Source organism: Halomonas saccharevitans (genome assembly GCF_032333995.1).
Taxonomy (GTDB): domain Bacteria; phylum Pseudomonadota; class Gammaproteobacteria; order Pseudomonadales; family Halomonadaceae; genus Halomonas; species Halomonas saccharevitans.
Genome location: NZ_JAVXUR010000007.1, coordinates 58,797 through 76,037, shown reverse-complemented (window position 1 = coordinate 76,037; position 17,241 = coordinate 58,797). Strand labels below are relative to the sequence as shown.

18 protein-coding genes and 1 riboswitch are annotated in these 17,241 nt (G+C 70.9%); of the genes, 1 reads left to right on the top strand and 17 read right to left on the bottom strand.

What is annotated here, in order from left to right:
• Positions 1-44 precede the first annotated feature (44 nt).
• Positions 45-617, bottom strand: coding sequence for a hypothetical protein (locus RSO68_RS15135; RefSeq protein ID WP_089845912.1), 573 nt, complete (start codon positions 615-617; stop codon positions 45-47).
• Positions 618-793: 176 nt separating this feature from the next.
• On the opposite strand from RSO68_RS15135, the gene RSO68_RS15130 reads away from it, so the two are divergent.
• The gene (locus RSO68_RS15130; protein ID WP_315587190.1) at positions 794-1,534 is read left to right on the top strand and encodes a glycerophosphodiester phosphodiesterase family protein; all 741 of its coding nucleotides are present in this window, start codon (positions 794-796) and stop codon (positions 1,532-1,534) included.
• Positions 1,535-1,544: 10 nt separating this feature from the next.
• Here the strand turns inward: RSO68_RS15130 and RSO68_RS15125 are convergent, their stop codons facing one another.
• From RSO68_RS15125 to cobT, 16 genes are all read right to left on the bottom strand, one after another.
• Entirely contained in the window at positions 1,545-2,774 is a 1,230-nt protein-coding gene (locus RSO68_RS15125) for a CynX/NimT family MFS transporter (RefSeq protein ID WP_315587189.1), read from the bottom strand.
• A gap of 46 nt (positions 2,775-2,820) precedes the next feature.
• Positions 2,821-4,317: a cobyric acid synthase gene (locus RSO68_RS15120; protein ID WP_315587188.1), complete on the bottom strand. Its 1,497-nt coding sequence runs from the start codon at positions 4,315-4,317 to the stop codon at positions 2,821-2,823.
• Positions 4,318-4,327: 10 nt separating this feature from the next.
• Positions 4,328-5,053 carry a 5,6-dimethylbenzimidazole synthase gene (gene bluB / locus RSO68_RS15115; protein WP_315587187.1) on the bottom strand — a complete coding sequence of 242 codons (726 nt, stop codon included), beginning with the start codon at positions 5,051-5,053 and terminating at the stop codon, positions 4,328-4,330.
• 269 nt (positions 5,054-5,322) lie between these two features.
• Positions 5,323-5,934, bottom strand: a complete 612-nt coding sequence (cobO, locus tag RSO68_RS15110) for a cob(I)yrinic acid a,c-diamide adenosyltransferase (RefSeq protein ID WP_315587186.1) — start codon at positions 5,932-5,934, stop codon at positions 5,323-5,325.
• A gap of 36 nt (positions 5,935-5,970) precedes the next feature.
• Entirely contained in the window at positions 5,971-6,744 is a 774-nt protein-coding gene (locus RSO68_RS15105) for an ABC transporter ATP-binding protein (RefSeq protein WP_315587200.1), read from the bottom strand.
• Positions 6,745-6,749: 5 nt separating this feature from the next.
• Positions 6,750-7,736 (bottom strand): FecCD family ABC transporter permease, encoded by a 987-nt coding sequence (locus RSO68_RS15100; protein ID WP_315587185.1) that lies wholly within the window; start codon positions 7,734-7,736, stop codon positions 6,750-6,752.
• Entirely contained in the window at positions 7,723-8,601 is an 879-nt protein-coding gene (locus RSO68_RS15095) for a cobalamin-binding protein (protein WP_315587184.1), read from the bottom strand. Before RSO68_RS15095 ends, RSO68_RS15100 begins: the two co-directional genes overlap by 14 nt.
• A gap of 43 nt (positions 8,602-8,644) precedes the next feature.
• Positions 8,645-10,528, bottom strand: coding sequence for a TonB-dependent receptor domain-containing protein (locus tag RSO68_RS15090; RefSeq protein WP_315587183.1), 1,884 nt, complete (start codon positions 10,526-10,528; stop codon positions 8,645-8,647).
• A 131-nt stretch (positions 10,529-10,659) separates the two neighbouring features.
• Positions 10,660-10,907, bottom strand: a riboswitch (cobalamin riboswitch).
• 74 nt (positions 10,908-10,981) lie between these two features.
• Positions 10,982-11,425 (bottom strand): bifunctional adenosylcobinamide kinase/adenosylcobinamide-phosphate guanylyltransferase, encoded by a 444-nt coding sequence (locus RSO68_RS15085; protein ID WP_315587182.1) that lies wholly within the window; start codon positions 11,423-11,425, stop codon positions 10,982-10,984.
• Positions 11,377-12,027, bottom strand: coding sequence for a histidine phosphatase family protein (locus tag RSO68_RS15080; protein WP_315587181.1), 651 nt, complete (start codon positions 12,025-12,027; stop codon positions 11,377-11,379). The genes RSO68_RS15085 and RSO68_RS15080 overlap by 49 nt, the downstream gene beginning before the upstream one ends.
• A complete protein-coding gene (cobS, locus tag RSO68_RS15075) occupies positions 11,979-12,737 on the bottom strand; it encodes an adenosylcobinamide-GDP ribazoletransferase (RefSeq protein ID WP_315587180.1) in 759 nt (252 codons plus the stop codon). The genes RSO68_RS15080 and cobS overlap by 49 nt, the downstream gene beginning before the upstream one ends.
• Positions 12,734-13,342, bottom strand: a complete 609-nt coding sequence (locus RSO68_RS15070) for a bifunctional adenosylcobinamide kinase/adenosylcobinamide-phosphate guanylyltransferase (RefSeq protein WP_315587179.1) — start codon at positions 13,340-13,342, stop codon at positions 12,734-12,736. Before RSO68_RS15070 ends, cobS begins: the two co-directional genes overlap by 4 nt.
• Positions 13,339-14,427, bottom strand: coding sequence for a threonine-phosphate decarboxylase CobD (gene cobD / locus RSO68_RS15065; RefSeq protein WP_315587178.1), 1,089 nt, complete (start codon positions 14,425-14,427; stop codon positions 13,339-13,341). The genes RSO68_RS15070 and cobD overlap by 4 nt, the downstream gene beginning before the upstream one ends.
• Entirely contained in the window at positions 14,424-15,422 is a 999-nt protein-coding gene (gene cbiB / locus RSO68_RS15060) for an adenosylcobinamide-phosphate synthase CbiB (RefSeq protein WP_315587177.1), read from the bottom strand. The genes cobD and cbiB overlap by 4 nt, the downstream gene beginning before the upstream one ends.
• Positions 15,419-16,153 (bottom strand): adenosylcobinamide amidohydrolase, encoded by a 735-nt coding sequence (locus tag RSO68_RS15055; protein WP_315587176.1) that lies wholly within the window; start codon positions 16,151-16,153, stop codon positions 15,419-15,421. Before RSO68_RS15055 ends, cbiB begins: the two co-directional genes overlap by 4 nt.
• 3 nt (positions 16,154-16,156) lie before the next feature.
• Positions 16,157-17,206, bottom strand: coding sequence for a nicotinate-nucleotide--dimethylbenzimidazole phosphoribosyltransferase (gene cobT / locus RSO68_RS15050; protein ID WP_089849652.1), 1,050 nt, complete (start codon positions 17,204-17,206; stop codon positions 16,157-16,159).
• Positions 17,207-17,241: the final 35 nt, after the last annotated feature.

Sequence of the window (17,241 nt, the reverse complement as noted above, 5' to 3'; positions counted from 1 at the left end):
GATGTCGCCCGCCGCCTGCGATTCATGTCGCCCGACCATGCGACTCAGAGCGTGGCGGGGAAGGACTCTAGCCCGCGGACGAAGCGCGCCTTGTAGTCGTCGAAGAGCGCGCGGTCGCGCTTGAACGACTGGACCACCGAGGCCTCGTCGAAGGTCAGCGCCCGGGGCAGCTCCGCCACGGAGGTGGCGGGATGCTTGGGGCCGAGGCCGATGCGCACGCCGGCCTTGCCGTCGAGCCAGCGGGTGATGCCCGCCTCGCGGAAGCGCGCCTCCTGCTCGGGGCCCGTGGCGTCCACGCGCAGCGGCGCCTTGAGGGCCAGCTCGGCGACCAGCCGCTCGGACGGCCGGGTCACGCTCTCACCGTCGAGGTCGGCCAGCAGCATCACGGTCATGCTGCTGCCGATCTCATCGAGCACCAGCAGGGCCAGCGCCACCGGGCGCGACTGATCATCTACCAGCGCCAGCACCCGGGCGGCCTCCTGCTTGACCAGCACGCCCAGGGTGCCGGCGAAGGTCGCCAGCGGCGTGAGCCCGGCGTCCTGGCCGTAGGCCTCGGCGCACAGCCGAGCCAGGCAGGCATCGCGCTGCTCGGGATTCTTGATGTGCACGACTCTCATCTCGGTGTCCTCGCATCGTCGTATGTCCGGCGCCAGCGCCAGGATCGAAAGCGCGCAGCCTACCACATCCTGGCCCGATCGCGCGGTGCTCGGCGACCGCCGCGCCGGGGCGTTTCCCGTCCCAGTCCGATGGCGCTACGCTGTCCCTCTTCGCCCCGCCGATCAGGAACCGCCCCATGCCCGACGCCGCGCTCGCCCTGCCCCGCCTGATCGCCCATCGCGGCCTCTCCGCCCGCGCCCCGGAGAACACTCTCGCGGCCGTGCGCGCCGCCCACGGCGTGGGCGTCGACTGGGTGGAGCTCGACGTGCAGCTGCTCGGCGACGGCACCCCGGTGATCTGGCACGACGCCGGCCTGCGCCGCTGCTCCGATCGCCGCGGCCGGCTGGCCGACCTGGATCTTGCCGCGGCGCGACGCCTCGATGCCGGCGGCTGGTTCGGTGAGGCCTTTCGGGGCGAGCCCATGGCCACCCTCACGGAAATGCTGGCGCTGCTCAACGAGCTCGACATGGGCGTCAACCTGGAACTCAAGGTCAATCGCGGCCGCGATCCCCGCGCCCTGGTGGCGGCCGCCGTGCCCGCCGTGATGGAGGCGCTGCCGCCATCGCGCCGGCTGCTCTCCTCCTTCAACGACGCGGCCCTCGCCCACGCCCGCGCCCTGGCCGGACCCGAGGCGCTGTCGCTGGGCGTACTCTTCGAGGGGATCGGCCGCGACTGGCGGCGACGCTGCGAGGCGGTGGAAGCCTTCAGCGTGCATGCCGACTGGAAGCGCCTGAAGGCGCCTCGCGCCCGGGAGGTGACCGCGGCGGGGTATCGGCTGCTCTGCTACACGGCCAACGACCCGCTCGCTTTCGCCCCACGCTGGGCCTGGGGCGTCGAGGCGGTGATCAGCGACGCCCCAACCAGGTTCATGACATGACGCCGATGACTCAGGAGCGCTCGGCAGCGCCCGCCATCACCCGCGCATAGTCGCGCGGATTGAAGCGCAGGGTGACCAGCAGCATCGCCGCCGCGCCGAGGGCCAGCAGCACCCAGGCGGCCAGGAAGCCGCCGGTGGCCTCACGCAGGGCGCCGCTGATCCAGGGCGAGAGCGCGTTGAGCATGAAGCCGAAGCCCTGCATGAAGGCGGCCAGGCGTCCCGCCGCGCGGGGATCGGAGAGATGATCCAGAGCGAGGATCAGGCCCAGGGAGAAGCTGGATCCCAGGCCGAAACCGGCGATGGCCACCCAGACGAGCGCCCCCTGGCCGGGCAGCAGGATCAGCCCCAGGTAGCCGGTCAGCTGAGCCAGCAGGCTGACGGCCAGCAGCCAGCGACGATCCGCATGGGACTGACGCTGCGCCAGGATTGGCATTGCCAGGGCGGCGATCACCTGAAAGATGGTCATCCAGGCCAGCAGCTGGCCGCTGGACGAGGCGCTCCAGCCGAGCTCCCGATAGTAGACCGGCAGCCAGGTGACCAGGCTGGAGTAGCCCGCGTTGATCACCCCGAAATAGAGTGCCAGCAGCCAGGCCCGAGGCAGTCGCCAGGGCCGCGGACCGGCCAGGGCCACCCAGGCGGGCTCCGGCGCCCGGGGGCGGCGGGAGAGCCACACCCAGGCCAGCAGGGTGATCAGCGCCGGCACCCACCACAGGCCCACGCCCAGCTGCCAGCCGCCGAGGCTCGCCAGCCAGGGACTCGCCCAGGCAGACAGGCCGCCGCCGGACATCAGCGCCGCGGAGTAGACGCCCATGGCGAGCGGCATGCGCCGGCCGAATCGGCGCTTGGCGAGCCCCGGCACCAGCGCCTGGATCAGCGCGATGCCGGCGCCGCCCAGCAGCGCCGTGGCCAGCAGGGTCGCACCGCTGCCGTCGAGCTGGCGCAGGGCGCAGGCCACCGCGATGGCCACCAGGGCCAGACTGATGCCGCGCTGCTCACCCAGCCAGGCCTGCAGGCGGCCGCTGGCGAGTGCCACGCCGCCCATGCAGAGGAAGGGCAGGGTGGTCAGCCAGGCCAGCACCGTGTAGCTGAGCCCGGTGGCCACCCGGATCTCCTCCATCAGCGGGCTGGCGGCGGCCAGCAGCGGACGCAGGTTCAGGCCGAGCGCCACCAGCAGCGCCAGTCCGCCGATGAACTGCCAGGTCGTGAGATCCCCTCGGGTCGTGCCGCTCCGTGCCGTCATTACCGCCTCGCGTGGTCACATTGTGAGGCGGCTATTGTATATAAAACTAACGATAATTGGATACAGGGTCGCTGCCGCCCGTCGCCAGCGCCTCGATGGCGGCCATGTCCAGGCTCGCCTCCAGGCCATCGGCCAGGCGGTCGAGTTCGCGTTCGCGATGGGCGGCGAAGTCCACGGCGGCCTCCCCGGCCTTCTCCGGCAGGCCGAGCCGGGCGAGCAGCGCCGCACAGGCAGCCGCCTCCTCGAAGAGGCCATGCAGGTAGGTGCCCAGCACCTGGCCGTCCTCGCTGATGGCACCGTCCGGTCGACCCTCGAGCTCCATCAACGGCCGGGCCAGGGCCGGCCCCTCGCTCACGCCGTTGTGGATCTCGTAACCGCTCACCGGCGTGCCCTCCCCGGCTGGGGTGTCCAAGAGGCGGCCGCGGATGTTGCGCAGCTGCTTGCCTGCCACCATCCGGGTGCGCATCGCCAGCAGGCCGAGTCCCGGCACGCTACCGGCAGGGCCTTCCAGGCCGTCCGGATCGTCGATGGCCTCGCCAAGCATCTGGAAGCCGCCACAGATGCCGAGCACCCGGCCGCCGTAGCGCAGGTGGCGGCGGATCGCCGTCTCCCAGCCCTGGGCGCGCAGCCAGGCCAGATCGCTTGCCGTCGCCTTGCTGCCCGGCAGCAGGATCACGTCGGCGGGGGGAATCGGCCGGTCCGGGCCGACGATGCTCAGCGACACCCGCGGATGCAGGCGCAGCGGATCCAGGTCGGTGTGATTGCTGATCCTCGGCAGCGCCGGCACTACCACGCGCAGGTCGGGCATACCCGCTTCGTGACCGGTGAGGCCCACCCCATCTTCGGCGTCGAGCAGCAGGCCCTGCAGGTAGGGCAACACGCCGTGCACCGGCTTGCCGGTGTGCGCGGTGAGCCAGTCGAGGCCGGGCTCGAGCAGGGCGATGTCGCCGCGGAAGCGGTTGATGACGAAGCCCCGGGTGCGCGCGCGTTCGAACTCGGAGAGCAGTGCGAGCGTGCCCACCAGCTGGGCGAAGACGCCGCCGCGGTCGATGTCACCGACCAGCAGCACCGGACAGTCGATGGCCTCGGCGAAGCCCATGTTGGCGATGTCGCCCTCGCGCAGGTTGACCTCGGCTGGGCTGCCCGCCCCCTCGGCGATGATCACGTCGAATCGCGCCGACAGCCGTTCCCAGGCCGCCAGCACGCTCTGCCGCGCCTGGCGCTTGAAGGCGTGATAGTCGATCGCGTCCATGTGGCCGTAGACCTGGCCGTCGACGATCACCTGGGCGCCCCGGTCACTCTCGGGCTTGAGCAGCACCGGGTTCATGTCGGCATGGGGCGCGAGGCCCGCGGCTCGGGCCTGCAGCGCCGTGGAGCGCCCGATCTCGCCGCCCTGTGGCGTCACGGCGCTGTTGAGCGCCATGTTCTGGGGCTTGAAGGGCGCCACCGAGATGCCCCGACGGGCCAGCGCCCGACATAGCCCCGCGACCACGGTGCTCTTGCCGGCGTCGGAAGTGGTGCCCTGGATCATCAGCGTCGGCATGGCAGCGTCCTCACTGTCGGGGGGCCAGGGCATCGACGGCACGCGTCAGCGCCGAATCCGCCGGTGGGGTCTGCCAGCCGTTGCCGTGCACCCGATCGGCCAGCGGCAGGCGCTGTCGCCAGCCGGCCCGGGCAAGTTCCGGCCCATCGAGGAAGTCGTCGACGTAGCCCAGGCACAGGTAGGCGAGCGGGTATACGTGATCCGGCAGGCCCAGCACCTCGGCCAGATCCTCCTGATCGAGGATGCTGACCCAGCCTACGCCGATGCCCTCGGCGCGGGCCGCCAGCCAGAGGTTCTGGACCGCCAGGCAGGTGCTGAACAGATCCATCTCGACGATGCTCTGGCGGCCCAGCACCTGCTCGCCGCCACGCTCCCGATCGCAGGTGATGCAGAGGTTAAGCGGGCCCTCGAGGATGCCCTCGAGCTTGAGGCGTCGATAGAGTGCGCCGCGCTCGCCACTGTGGGCCTCGGCCGCCCTGGCGTTCTCGCGCTCGAAAATGGCGTGGACGCGGCTTCGCACCTCGCGGCTGTCGATCAGCAGGAAGTCCCAGGGCTGCATGAAGCCCACCGAGGGCGCATGGTGGGCGGCCTCCAGCAGCCGCGCCAGCACCTCCGGCGGGATCGGGTCCGGGCGGAACTGGGCGCGCACGTCGCGGCGCTCGAAGATGGCCCGGTAGAGGCCCTTGCGCTGCGCCTCGGGGAAGGCGTGATCGGGTCGTCCGCTGGGATCTGCCATGCGACGGTCTCCTGGAAAGCTGGGTGGTGGGATTACGCTGCCCCGTGGGCTGATAAGCTTACCCGGGGACAACCCGCCGCGAGGGCGCTGTGAACCCCTCCCTGGGCGCTACTTTTGCCCTGCGGCGCTCTCGCATCCTGCTCCGCTTGCAGGACCGGTGTTGGCCATCCTTGGCCAACCCGTTCGGCGAGGATCGCCTCACCCATGGCGAAAGACCCTCGCTTCGGCTTGTCCCCGGCGCTCATTCGGAGAGTTCATAGCCGGAGCTACTACAGTTCGATTCCTTTCTGAGCCTTGATCCCCTGATCCTTGAAGGCGTGCTTGACCACCTTCATCTCGGTCACGGTGTCCGCCAGCTCGATCAGCGCCTCGGGGGCGTGACGACCGGTGACCACCGCGTGCTGCATGGCCGGGCGCGCCTGAAGGTCGTCGAGCACGGCGTCGAGATCCAGGTAGCCGTGGCGCAGGGCGATATTGAGCTCGTCGAGCAGCACCAGCGCATAGTCCGGGTCCGCGAGCATGCGTCGCGCCTCGGCCCAGGCCGCCTCGGCGGCGCGCACGTCGCGTTCGCGGTCCTGGGTATCCCAGGTGTAGCCCTCGCCCATGACGTGGTAGTCCACCCCCGGCAGGTCGCGGAAGAAGGCCTCCTCGCCGGTGCTGAAGGCGCCCTTGATGAACTGCACCACGCCCACCTTCATGCCGTGGCCCAAGGCGCGAGCCAGCATGCCGAAGCCCGAGCTGCTCTTGCCCTTGCCGGGGCCGGTGAGCACCAGCAGCACGCCCTGCTCCTTGTCGGCGGCCTTGATCCGCTCGTTCATGATCTTCTGCTTGGCGGCCATGCGCTCGGCGTGACGTTCAGGGTCGATCGAGGGTCGGCTCATGCCGGGTCTCCTGTGAAGGGGATGAGAAGAAAAGCGTCAGCGCTGTGGCACGAAGACGGGGGCGCCCTCGACCTCGACGCGAGTCAGCGCCTGGTCGTAGAGCCGCTCCAGGGCCGCGGGCACCAGCATGGCCTCGGCGGGGCCCCAGCAGGCCTCGCCGTCGGGATAGAGCAGCAGCAAGTGGCTGCACCAGCGGGCCGCCAGGTTGAGGTCATGCAGGCACATCATCACCGCGCCGCCGCGCCTGGCCTGCTCGGCCAGCAGGCCCATGACCGCCACCTGATGATGCAGGTCGAGATGGTTGGTGGGCTCGTCGGCGAGCCAGATCGCCGGCGCCTGGGTCAGCACCGTGGCCAGGCTGACCCGCTGGCGCTCGCCGCCGGAGAGGGTCGCGAGCTCGCGCTCGGCCAGATGGGACAGATCCAGGCGCGCCAGGGCCGCCGCGGCGAGGGCGTGGTCCTGGGGACCCTCCTGCTGCCAGGGCGACAGGAAGGGGTGGCGGCCGATCAGCGCGGTCTCCCGCACCGTGGCCGGGAAGTCGTCGTGGCGCTCCTGGAAGACCAGGCCCAGCCGGCGCGCCAGCGCACGCCGCCGCCATCCGGTCAACGGTCGGCCCTCGAGGCACACCTCCCCTGCGCGCGGCGGCCGCAGCCCGGCCAGGGTGTGCAGCAGGGTCGTCTTGCCGGCGCCGTTGGGGCCCAGCACGCCCCACACCTGGCCCGGCGCGATGCCCAGCGTGAGCGCCCGCCCATCCTGGCGTCCCGGCACGTCGACCACCAGCTCTCGCGCCTCCAGCGTCGGGGTCGGCATGACCATCAGCGGCTCCGATGCAGCAGGTAGAGAAAGCTCGGCACGCCGAGCAGCGCGGTGATCACCCCCACCGGCAGCTGCTGGGGCGCGATCAGGGTACGTGCCAGGGTATCGGCGAGCGTCAGCAGGGTGCCGCCGGCCAGCAGGCTCGCCGGCAGGATCCGCCGCTGGTCGCTGCCGAGTCGCAGGCGCAGCATGTGCGGCACCATCAGGCCCACGAATCCGATACTGCCGGCGGTGGTGACCGCCACGGCGGTGAGCAGGCTGGCCAGCAGGTAGAGCGTCCACTCCAGCGGGCGCACCGCCACGCCCAGCGCGGCGGCCTGCAGCCCGCCGCGGGCCAGCACGTTGAGGGTGCGCCCCAGGGGCAGCACGACGACCAGGGCCAGCACGGCCACCGAGAGCACCGGCCAGGGCGTGCCCGCGTAGGCGAGATCGCCCATCAGCCAGTAGAGCATGCCGGGCAGCCGCTCCACCGGGCTCACCGCCAGCAGGAAGGTGATCACGGCGCCCCAGCCGGCGGCCATCACCACCCCGGTGAGCAGCAGGCGGGTGGGCGTCCAGCTTCCGGTGCCGTGGGCCAGGCCGAAGACGATCAGCGTCGAGACGAGCGCCCCGGCGAAGGCCGCGCCGCCCACCAGGGCGGCGCCGAGGCCCGCCAGCATGGCGGCCAGCGCCGCCACCGAGGCGCCGCCAGAGAGCCCCAGCACGTAGGGGTCGGCCAGCGGATTGCGCAGCAGCACCTGCATCAGCGCCCCGGCGAGCGCCAGCAGCGCGCCGGTGCCGAAGGCGGCCAGCGAGCGGGGCAGGCGCAGCTCAAGCACCAGGGTACGATGCAGCGCCTCGCCGCCGCCGGTCAGCACCCGCAGCAGCTCATCCACACCGATCGATACGCTGCCCAGCGCCAGGGCCACGCCCTGGGCCAGCAGCGCGGCCAGCGCGAGCCAGACCAGCGGCCCGGGGCGCGCCAGCACGGCTCTAGCGCCGCTCAAGGGCGCTCTCCAAGCGGGCGCAGAGCGCCCGAGTGCCCTCCAGCAACCGCGGCGTGGCGCGCTGCACCAGGTCCGGGTCGACGAAGAAGAGGTTGTCGCGGCGTACCGCAGTCATCTCCGGGTAGTCGCGCCAGGCCTCGAGCCAAGTGGAGTCGGGCTTGCCCATGCCGCCGGTGATGATCGCCTCCGGGTCGCGGGCCAGTACCGCCTCGACGCCGATGCGCGGCACCAGCGGCGCCTCAGCGGCGAAGAGGTTCTCGCCCCCGCACAGCGACAGCGCCTGGCTGATCCAGTGCTCGCCGTTGACGGTCATCAACGGCTGTTCCCACACCTGATAGAAGACCGGGACCGGCGCGGCGTCGGCGTGCTGAGCGCGCAGCGCCGCCACTTGCTGGCGCAGCGTGCTAGCGGCCTCGTCCGCCACCGCCTCGCTGCCGGCCAGCGCTCCGAAGCGCTCGAGGCTCGAGGCGATGGCGGCGAAGTCGCCAGCGTCGGAGAAGAAGACGGGAAGGCCGAGCCGCGGCAGCCGATCGACCTGCTCGCGGGGATTGCCGCCGGCCCAGGCCACTACGAGGTCGGGTTCCAGGGCCAGCAGCGCCTCCATATCGAGGCGATCATAGCTGCCCACCCGAGGCAGCTCGGTGGCCTCGGCCGGATAGTCGCTGAAGCTGACCGCCCCGACCAAGTGCTCCCCGGCCCCAGCGGCGTAAAGCAGCTCGGTGACGCCCGGCGAGAGCGCGACGATGCGCCTCGCCGGGGCGTCCAGGCAGACCTCGCGCCCGGCGTCATCAATGACGCAGATGCCCGAGACGCTATTGCCCGAATTGGCCATCACCGACGTCGCCACACTCAAGGTGGCGGCCATGATCAGCCGCCGCCCTCTTTGCGCCCCGCGTGGCGTGTTTTTCTTACAGGGCACCAAAGTTCACGCTCAGGTATGCAGCGCGGCCGGCATTGAGATAATTTCTGACTGTCTCGTACTCCTTATCCAGCGCATTTTCCAGTGTCAGGCGAGTCGACCACCCGGGGGAAAATTCCCAACCAGCTCGCAGATTGGCCAAGCCAAAGCCACCGAGGCGCTCTTCGTTTTCCTTGTCACCGTAGCGATGATTCTGCACGACCCAGGAGCCACCCAGCGACCAGTCGCCCAATTCGCGATCAAGGTCCAGTCGCAGGCTCTGAGTGGCACGTCCAGGAAGACGTTTCTCTTCCTTGCGATCTTCGGGATCGAGATAGGTCAGTGCTGCTGCAAGCGTCCAGTCGTTGATCTGAGCTCCGACAGCTAGCTCCGCACCACGTATACGAGCCTCTTCAATATTGGTCGGCTGATAACGCACGACGTTGGGCGACGGTTCATCTTTCGCCCAATCGATCATGTCCTCGACATCAGTTTGATACAGGGCCAGATCCCAGAAATATTGTTGGTACTGGCCACGGACACCCAGCTCAAATGTGGCCGATGTCTCGGGAGTAATATTTTCATTTCCTTCGGTAATATACGTGGTACCAAAGAACGTCGAGGACTGATAAGGGTAATAAAGATCATTGAACGTCGGCGCTCGGAATGCTGTGCCATAGCTAGCCCTGAGGGTGTGATACTCACTCAGGTCATAGCCCAGCGCCAGGCTTCCGGTAAGTTCCTCTCCATAAGCCTCGTTGTCGTCGTGGCGCAGCCCGGCCTGCACGGAGACCGGGGCAAAATCCATCAGCGCCTGGGCAAAAACGGCCAGGTTATCGCGACTCTCCTCGGCATAGGTGCCGGACCCGGTGTCGCTGCCGGCGATGTCGTCCTCCTGGTATTCGGCGCCGGCCACCAGTTCGTGGGGACCAAACCAGGCGCTGTTCTCCCAGCGCAGGGTCTGTGTCGTGGTGTCGAAGAGGCTGTCGTAGGCCGCGGTCTCCGTCTTGTCCCGGGCCTCGCTGAGCGTCAGGCGACTCTTCCAGACCTCGGTCACCAGCAGCTCGCCATAGAGACCGGCGACCTGCTGAACGTAGTCGGTATCGGCGGGAGTCCCGTTAGCATCGAACTCGGTGTTTCCCCGGGCGCGCAGGGCCAGCACGCCCACTTCAGCGCCATTGTTGAAACCGTGAGAGAGCCTGACCAGGCCGGTGGTGTTGTCGTAGCCCTTGTCGCCCTCGCCTTCGATGATCTCGTAGCCGTCGGTATCCAGGCGGCTGGCGGCGACATGGTAGCGAGTGCCGCCCTCGCTACCGGAGAGCGAGGCGCTGGCGCGCCGAGTATCGAAGCTGCCGCCGCCCAGCGAGATGCGCGGCGTGGGCGCCCCCTCCCCTTGCGGGGTGAACAGCTGCACCACGCCGCCCACGGCATCGGCGCCGTAGAGGCTGCCTCGCGGGCCGCGCACGATTTCAGCGCGGTCGAACATCCGCGGATCGAGGAACTGCCAGGACGCTCCCCCAAGCGTTGCCGAACGCAGGCGGATACCGTCGATCATCAGCAGGCTCTGGTCATTGCCGGTGCCACGAATATAGACGCTACTGGTCTTGCCGAAGCCGCCGTTGGTCGAGACGTCGACGCCGGGCTGGCCGCGCAGCAGGTCGGTGATGTCGGTGGGGTCCTGACGGCGCAGCGCGGCCTCGTCGATCACGGTGACCGAGGCCAGCGTCTCATCGGCGGTGCGCGGTGCGCGGGTGGCGGTCACCGTCAGCGGGTTGAGGGTCTCGGTGGCGACCTCATCGTCGGAGGCGCTCGACGGGCTCTGGGCCTGGACGGCCAGGGGCAGAGCGGCCAGGGCGAAGGCCGCCAGGCCACGGAAAGCGTGAGTGGTGTTCATGTGGGTCCCTTGCTGCCGTGCTCACCCGCACGGCACCTTGCGTTTTTTCTGATGGGCCGGCAGAAGGGAGCGAGAACACGGGCGTAGGCGGCATGGCGCCGGGATCCCCGCCTCGTGATCGCCCTCCGCGATCCGGCATGTGCTCTCAGGCCGGTCTCCGGGCTGACGAACGAAGGGCCTGGCAGATGAGCCATGGGGCACCTTCCGGACCGCCGCCTTCCCATGCCGCAGGGGCACAGTGGCATACCAATAGGAGGTAGTGGCGGACCTTGATTCGATCACCGTTGCGGGGGCAGCGTCGGACTCGCCCTGGGGCGCACCGACTTCCCGTTTATCCGATGGAGCGAGCTCCACCGGCACCTGAGAGTGCGGGTAAGCTAGCAACCGGCCCCTGAAGCGTCAACGCGAATCGCCGGCGACGTTGACGCGGCTCATGCCCAGAGCAGGCAGAGTTCAGGTAACGGTCAGACAGCGAGCCAGTCCGTGGCGCACATACCACACCGCCTCGGCGAGAGCCACCGCGTCCTGACCCACCCAGCCGGCGAGATCGCGAAGGCGACGATCCGCCGGGTCGATCGGCACGATGCCGCGGCCCACTTCCGGCAGGATCAGCACGATCTCGCCCTGCCCCCGCCGCTCGGCCTCGACCATCGCCGCCAACTCCGCATCGAGCCGGGCGCGCAGCCGATCGTCGTCGGACTCGTCGGCATCATCTCCCAGGGCGCCGGCGAGCCAGTCGAGCCAGCCGCTGATCACCAGGCACTGCCCCGGGGCAAGCCGATCACGCCAGCCGGAAAGGTCCGCGCCCTTCTCCATCTTCAGCCAAACCGCCTCGGGGAAGCGGCTCGCTACGAGGTCGCGCTTTCCGGCGCAGGCACCGCCGATGAACAGCTGCATTGCCAGCCCTCCTCGCCATGGGTGAAGACGAACCGCCGGCCCTGGGCCTGGCCCACCACGCCGGCCCAGAAGTCGGCGCCCTCCAGGCGCCGGGAGAGCTCGCGGATGGCGCCGCCGTGGCTGACCGCCAGCACCCGCCGGTGGCCGTGCTCGCTGGCCTGCGCCAGCACCTCGTCGAGCCAGGCGGAGAGCCGCGCCCAGAGGTCGTGGGCCGACTCGCCGCCGGGCGTCGCCCGCATGCCGCGGCTGTCGACCCAGGCCCGGTAGTCCGGGTCGTCCTTGAGCGCCTCCCAGGTGCGCCCCTCGTAGTCACCGAAGTCCAGCTCGCGCAGGCGGCGATCGAAACGCGGCGTCTCGGGGTGGGCCGCCCATGCGCTGCCATCCCGGATATGGGCGAGCGTCTGACGACAGCGGGTAAGATCGCTCGCGTGCACGGCATCGAAGACGCTGTCGGCCAGCGCCACGCGCAGCCGATCCAGGTCCGGCAGCGCCTCGGGTAGCAGCAGCGGAATGTCACGCTGGCCCTGGTAGCGTCGTTCACTGTTCCAGCTCGTCAGGCCGTGACGAACGACCACCAGCTCCAGGCGATCAGCAGCAGCCATAGTTCTCCTCCTTCGATGGCGGCCCCGACGATATCGCCGTTGATGCCGCCGAAGGCCCGGCGCATCGCCAGGCCATATCCCATGATAAAGACGACCAGGCCGGCCGCCAGCCAGGCGCCGCCAGGCAACCAGATCGAGAGCGCCAGAGGCAGCGCGGCGGCCAGCGCTAGGTCGCCGCGGGTCAGGCTCTGCTGCCAGGCGTGGGCCATCCCCTCCGCGCGAGCCGCCGGCACCGTCACCAGCAGGCCGACCCCCCCGAGGCGTCCCAGAGCCAGCAGCGCGACCAGCCCCCAGGGGGAGGCACCGGCGTCGAGCAGCGCCCACAGCAGGGCGAGCTTCCAGGCCAGCAGGAAGACCAGCGCCAGGATCCCGAAGCTGCCCACCTGGGGATCTTTCATGATCGCGAAGCGCTTCTCCAGGGGCGCATTGCTGCCCAGCGCATCGGCCAGATCCATCACGCCATCCAGGTGCAGGCCGCCGGTAAGCGCCACCCACAGGCTGAGCAGCGCCAGGGCCAGCAGCGGCGTGGGCAGCAGTGGCTCCAGCAGCGTGCCCGCCCCGGCTACCAGGGCCCCGAGCAGTGCGCCCACTAGCGGATAGGCCCGGGCCGCCCAGCGCCGGGTGGCCGGCGTCCAGGGGCAGGCCAGCGGCACCGGCAGCCGGCTCAGGAACTGGATCGCCAGCAGCACGCCGAAGACCGCGTTTTTCATGAACTCGCTCCTTTCACATCCCTGCCCTGCCCCTCGATATCCTTCTCCTCAATGCCCTTCCCCTCGATGTCCTTCCAATAGACGGCCCGTCCGGCCACCACCTCGATCACCCGATCCGCCTCCTCGGCCAGGTCGCGATGGAGCCGCTGCAGGAAGGCCAGGTAGCGCCATACCAGGGCGTCCCGGGGCGGCAGGTCCTCGTTGAGGTCGTTGGAGACCACCACCAGGGCGATGTCGCGTCGCCGGGCCGAGGTGATCAGCCACTCGAGCATCGCCCGGCCGGCAGCCTCGTCGCGTTCGGCCTCGAACAGCCACTGGCCGGCCCACAGGGTCAGACAGTCGAGCAGCACGCTGCTGCCCGCCTTCACTCCATCCAGGGCGTCGGCCAGCTCCAGGGGCGCCTCGCACGTCAGCCAGCCCTCGCCGCGCTCGCGGCGGTGGCGAGCGACCCTTGCTGCCATCTCGTCGTCACCGACTCGGGCCGTGGCGAGATAGACAAGCGCCCCTCTCGCCTCTCGAGGCTGGTGAGCGAGGTGCCCCATGGCCAGGGCCTCGGCCACGGCGCTCTTGCCCGATCGCGCCCCGCCGGCGACGAAGGCGATCATCCGCGCCTCCAGGCCGCCAGGGCCGCGAGCAGGCGGGCGTTATCCCGCCCATCGCGCAGGGCGAGGCGCAGCCAGCGGCCGTCGAGGCCGGGGAAGTTGTGGGTGTGGCGTGCCAGCAGACCACGGCGCAGCAGGAAGGCGAACAGCGCCTCGGTCTCAGCGGCGTCTCCGCCGTGCAGCAGCAGAAAGTTGGCGGCGGCCGGCGCCACCGTATAGCCCAGGGCGCGCACCTTGTGGGGCAGATCGCGCTGGTCGGCCAGCCAGGCCCGGGTGCGCGCGAGGTAGTCGGCATCAGCGAGCAGCGGCGCCACCAGCTCGAGCGCCAGGGCATTGACGCTCCAGGGCAGCTGGCGCTCGGCGAGGCGCGCCACCGTCTCGGTTGCGCCCAGCAGGTAGCCGAGCCGCAGGCCCGGCAGGTCATAGAGCTTGGTCAACGAGCGCAGCAGCAGCAGGTTCGGCGATTCAGCCAGCAAGGACGTCAGCCGCTCGTCGTTCTCGGTGAAGTCGACGAAGGCCTCGTCCACCACCAGGGTGGTGCCGGTCTCATCGCACCGTGCCAGCAGGCGCTCGATGGTCTTCCGGGGAATCAGCGTGCCGGTGGGGTTGTTGGGACGGCAGAGGAACAGCACCTCGGCGGCCACCATGGCTCGCTCGGCCGCGTCAACGTCGAGCCGGAAGGCCTCGCCGTTAAGCGCCAGGGACGAGACGCCGAGGCCATAGTGGGCGCAGGCGCGGGCGTATTCGCTGAAGGTGGGCTGCACGATCAACGCGCGACCGCCCGCATGCAGGCCCGCGGCGAGAAAGATCGCCTCGGCCCCGCCGGCGGTCACCAGCACCCGCTCGGGGGCCACGCCCTCGTGCTCGGCGATGGCCCGACGGGCGCGGTCGTCGTCCGGGTCCGGGTAGCGGGTCAGGCACTCGGCGGCGCCGGCCAGCCAGTCGCCGAGCCAGGGCGGCGGCCCCAGGGGATTGAGGTTGGCGCTGAAGTCGATCAGCGGATAGTCCGCCGGCAGGCCGTAGCGCGCGAGCAGCGGTGCGGCGCGCCCGCCGTGACCGGGCCAGGACGATGCGGCCCCCAGGCTCATGAAAGAAGCTCCCCCGCCAGGATCGGCAGGCCCATCAGCAGCAGGAAGGCCAGCCAGCCGCCATGCATGAGGCGGATGGCGCAGCCGATATGGACAACGCTCAGGGGCTCGAGGGCCGTGCCCAGGGTGGCGCGGTGCGAGGAGCGCCCGGCGTAGTGGTTGAGGCCGCCGAGCCGCACCCCCAGCAGGTTGGCCACCATCGCCTCCGGCCAGCCGGCATTGGGGCTGGGGTGGCGGGGGGCCTCTCGGCGCGTGGCGGCGAGCGCTCCGGCCAGGCGGCTGCCGGGTATCGCCCAGGCGGCCAGCCACAGCGCCAGTGCGGTGAGCCGCGCCGGCAGCCAGTTGACGGCGTCATCGAACCGCGCCGAGGCGCGGCCGAAGTCCAGGTAGCGCGGGCTTTGGTAGCCGACCATGGAGTCCAGGGTATTGGCGGCCTTGTAGGCCAGCGCCAGAGGTGCGCCGCCGAGCAACGCCCAGAACAGCGGCGCGGTGATGCCGTCCACGGTGTTCTCGGCCACGGTCTCCACAGCGCCGCGGGCGAGCTCCCCCTCGTCGAGCGCGGTGGTGTCGCGCCCGACGATCATCGAGAGCGCCTGTCGCGCCTCGGCCAGGTCGCCGCGGGCCAGCGGCCCGGCCAGCGGCCCGGCCACCGCCCGGCCGGCCTCGGCGAGCCCCCGGGCGGCCAGGGTGGTGGCGAGCAGGCCGAGCTCCGCGGCGAGCGCCAGCCAGGGACTGAGCCAGGCGAGGGCCGCCAGCAGCGCCCAGCCAAGCGCCCAGCTGCCGCCCACCACCACCAGCACCAACCAACGGCCGCGCCGGCGTCGCGCGGCGGCGGCCCCGTGGTTCCAGGCCCCCTCGAGCCGGGCGATCACCTTGCCCATGCCCACCACGGGATGCGGCAGCCAGGGCGGATCGCCGAGCGCCAGGTCGAGCAGCACGGCGGCGACGACCAGACCCAGCAGTGACAGGGAGAAGGGCTCGACGAGCGGGCTCATCGCGCCTCCTCCGTCATCGCAAGGGAGGCCAGGACGGCCCGATACACGGCGTCGCCGATGGCGCGCCCGAGCCGGGTGCCCGAGCCCGCATAGGGCGTCGGGTCACCGCGCTGGGTGGCGGCGATGGCCAGGCAATCGGTGGAGGTGCCGGTGGCCGAAGTGCCGGTATGCGAATCGCGCACGCCCCAGCTCCCCAGGGCCTGCACCTTGGCCTCGGTGACCGACTGGACGGCATTGACCATCGCGCCGTCGTCGAGGTGGCCGTCGATGAAGACCAGGATATTGATCGTGCCGACCACCGGGCGCGGGTCGCCCAGGGCCGGCGCTGTGATGTCCACGGCGTTGCCGACGCCGGCGGTGACCGCGGCCAGCACAGAGCGCTCTCCGGCGTCGGCCGCCTCCAGCGCCAGGTGGGCCGGCGAGACCGCGGTCATCATCGCCACGCTCTGCTCACCGTCGAGGCCGCACCGGGCGAGCCAGTCGAGCAGGTCGGCCCGGGGCGCGTGGCCGGCATAGTCCTTGTCGACGTGGAAGTTGCAGAAGTGGCCCGATCCACTGAACCCTTCGCCCACCAGGGCGCTGCTCAGGGTGCGCAGCGGGGTGGCGTGGTGAAAATGCACGCAGCCAGCGTCCACACTCAGCGCCAGGCCGTCGCCGAAGGCCAGGTCACACCTGTACGGGTAGGAGGGGCGCACGGACGGACGCGTGGCGGCAGTGAGCGAGATCGCCACGGCTCAGCGCGCCTCGCGATCGTCAACGCCGGCGGTGGCGAAGGTAGCCATCTCGGCCAGCATGGCGGTGGTCGCCTCGAGCAGCGGGAAGGCCAGCACGGCCCCGCTGCCCTCGCCCAGGCGCAGCGCCAGGTCGAGCAGCGGCTCGGCGCCGAGGGCCTCGAGGGCCAGGCGGTGGCCCGGCTCGTGGGAGCGGTGACCGAAGATCAGGTAGGGGCGCAGGGCGGGCTCGAGCCGACAGGCGGTCAGCGCGGCCACCGTAGCGATGAAGCCGTCCACCAGGATCGGCAGGCGGTGTGACGCGGCCTCCAGAAAGGCCCCCGCCATGGCGGCGATCTCCAGCCCGCCCAGCCGGGCCAGCACCTCCAGCGGATCGTCGCGATCGGGGGCGCGTTCGAGAAGCGCCGCTTCGATGACCGCACGCTTGTGGGCCAGGGTGTCGCCCGCCACGCCGGTGCCCGCCCCGACCAGCTCACTCACCGGGGCGCCGGTCAGGGCCGCCAGCATGGCGCTGCTGGCCGTGGTGTTGGCGATGCCCATCTCGCCGGCGATCAGGCAGCGACAGCCGGCCGCCTGGACGCGCCGGGCGGCGCGCCGCCCCACCGCGATGGCGGCCAGCGCCTCGTCGCGGCTCATGGCGTCCTCGCGGGCCAGGTTGGCGGTGCCGGGGCGGACCCGGTCGCGCACGATGCCGTGCGCCGGCAGCTCGCTGGCCACACCCACGTCGACCACCTCCAGGCGCGCGCCGATGCGCCGCGAGAAGACGTTGATCGCCGCGCCGCCGGCGACGAAGTTGGCCACCATCTGCGCCGTGACGGCCTGGGGAAAGGCCGAGACGCCCTCCTCGGCCACGCCGTGATCGGCGGCGAAGACCACCACCGCGGGTGGGGTCACGCCCGGGAAATCCTCGCCGGTCAGGCCGGCCAGGGTCACCGCCAGGTCCTCGAGACGCCCCAGGCTGCCGGGCGGCTTGGTCAGGGTATCGAGGTAGCGGCCAACCCGTTCGGCACAGGCCGCGTCGGGCGCGGCGATCGATGGCGAGGGATCATTCACGGGGGGGGCTCTCCAGGCATCGTGATAAGGCCGCA

Excerpts from the sequence above, each read along its gene's own strand:
- RSO68_RS15135 (WP_089845912.1), bottom strand. The coding sequence starts at position 617 with ATGAGAGTCGTGCACATCAAGAATCCCGAGCAGCGCGATGCCTGCCTG.
- RSO68_RS15130 (WP_315587190.1), top strand. The coding sequence starts at position 794 with ATGCCCGACGCCGCGCTCGCCCTGCCCCGCCTGATCGCCCATCGCGGC.
- RSO68_RS15125 (WP_315587189.1), bottom strand. The coding sequence starts at position 2,774 with ATGACGGCACGGAGCGGCACGACCCGAGGGGATCTCACGACCTGGCAG.
- RSO68_RS15120 (WP_315587188.1), bottom strand. The coding sequence starts at position 4,317 with ATGCCGACGCTGATGATCCAGGGCACCACTTCCGACGCCGGCAAGAGC.
- bluB (WP_315587187.1), bottom strand. The coding sequence starts at position 5,053 with ATGGCAGATCCCAGCGGACGACCCGATCACGCCTTCCCCGAGGCGCAG.
- cobO (WP_315587186.1), bottom strand. The coding sequence starts at position 5,934 with ATGAGCCGACCCTCGATCGACCCTGAACGTCACGCCGAGCGCATGGCC.
- RSO68_RS15105 (WP_315587200.1), bottom strand. The coding sequence starts at position 6,744 with ATGCCGACCCCGACGCTGGAGGCGCGAGAGCTGGTGGTCGACGTGCCG.
- RSO68_RS15095 (WP_315587184.1), bottom strand. The coding sequence starts at position 8,601 with ATGGCCGCCACCTTGAGTGTGGCGACGTCGGTGATGGCCAATTCGGGC.
- RSO68_RS15090 (WP_315587183.1), bottom strand. The coding sequence starts at position 10,528 with ATGAACACCACTCACGCTTTCCGTGGCCTGGCGGCCTTCGCCCTGGCC.
- RSO68_RS15085 (WP_315587182.1), bottom strand. The coding sequence starts at position 11,425 with ATGCAGCTGTTCATCGGCGGTGCCTGCGCCGGAAAGCGCGACCTCGTA.
- RSO68_RS15080 (WP_315587181.1), bottom strand. The coding sequence starts at position 12,027 with ATGGCTGCTGCTGATCGCCTGGAGCTGGTGGTCGTTCGTCACGGCCTG.
- cobS (WP_315587180.1), bottom strand. The coding sequence starts at position 12,737 with ATGAAAAACGCGGTCTTCGGCGTGCTGCTGGCGATCCAGTTCCTGAGC.
- RSO68_RS15070 (WP_315587179.1), bottom strand. The coding sequence starts at position 13,342 with ATGATCGCCTTCGTCGCCGGCGGGGCGCGATCGGGCAAGAGCGCCGTG.
- cobD (WP_315587178.1), bottom strand. The coding sequence starts at position 14,427 with ATGAGCCTGGGGGCCGCATCGTCCTGGCCCGGTCACGGCGGGCGCGCC.
- cbiB (WP_315587177.1), bottom strand. The coding sequence starts at position 15,422 with ATGAGCCCGCTCGTCGAGCCCTTCTCCCTGTCACTGCTGGGTCTGGTC.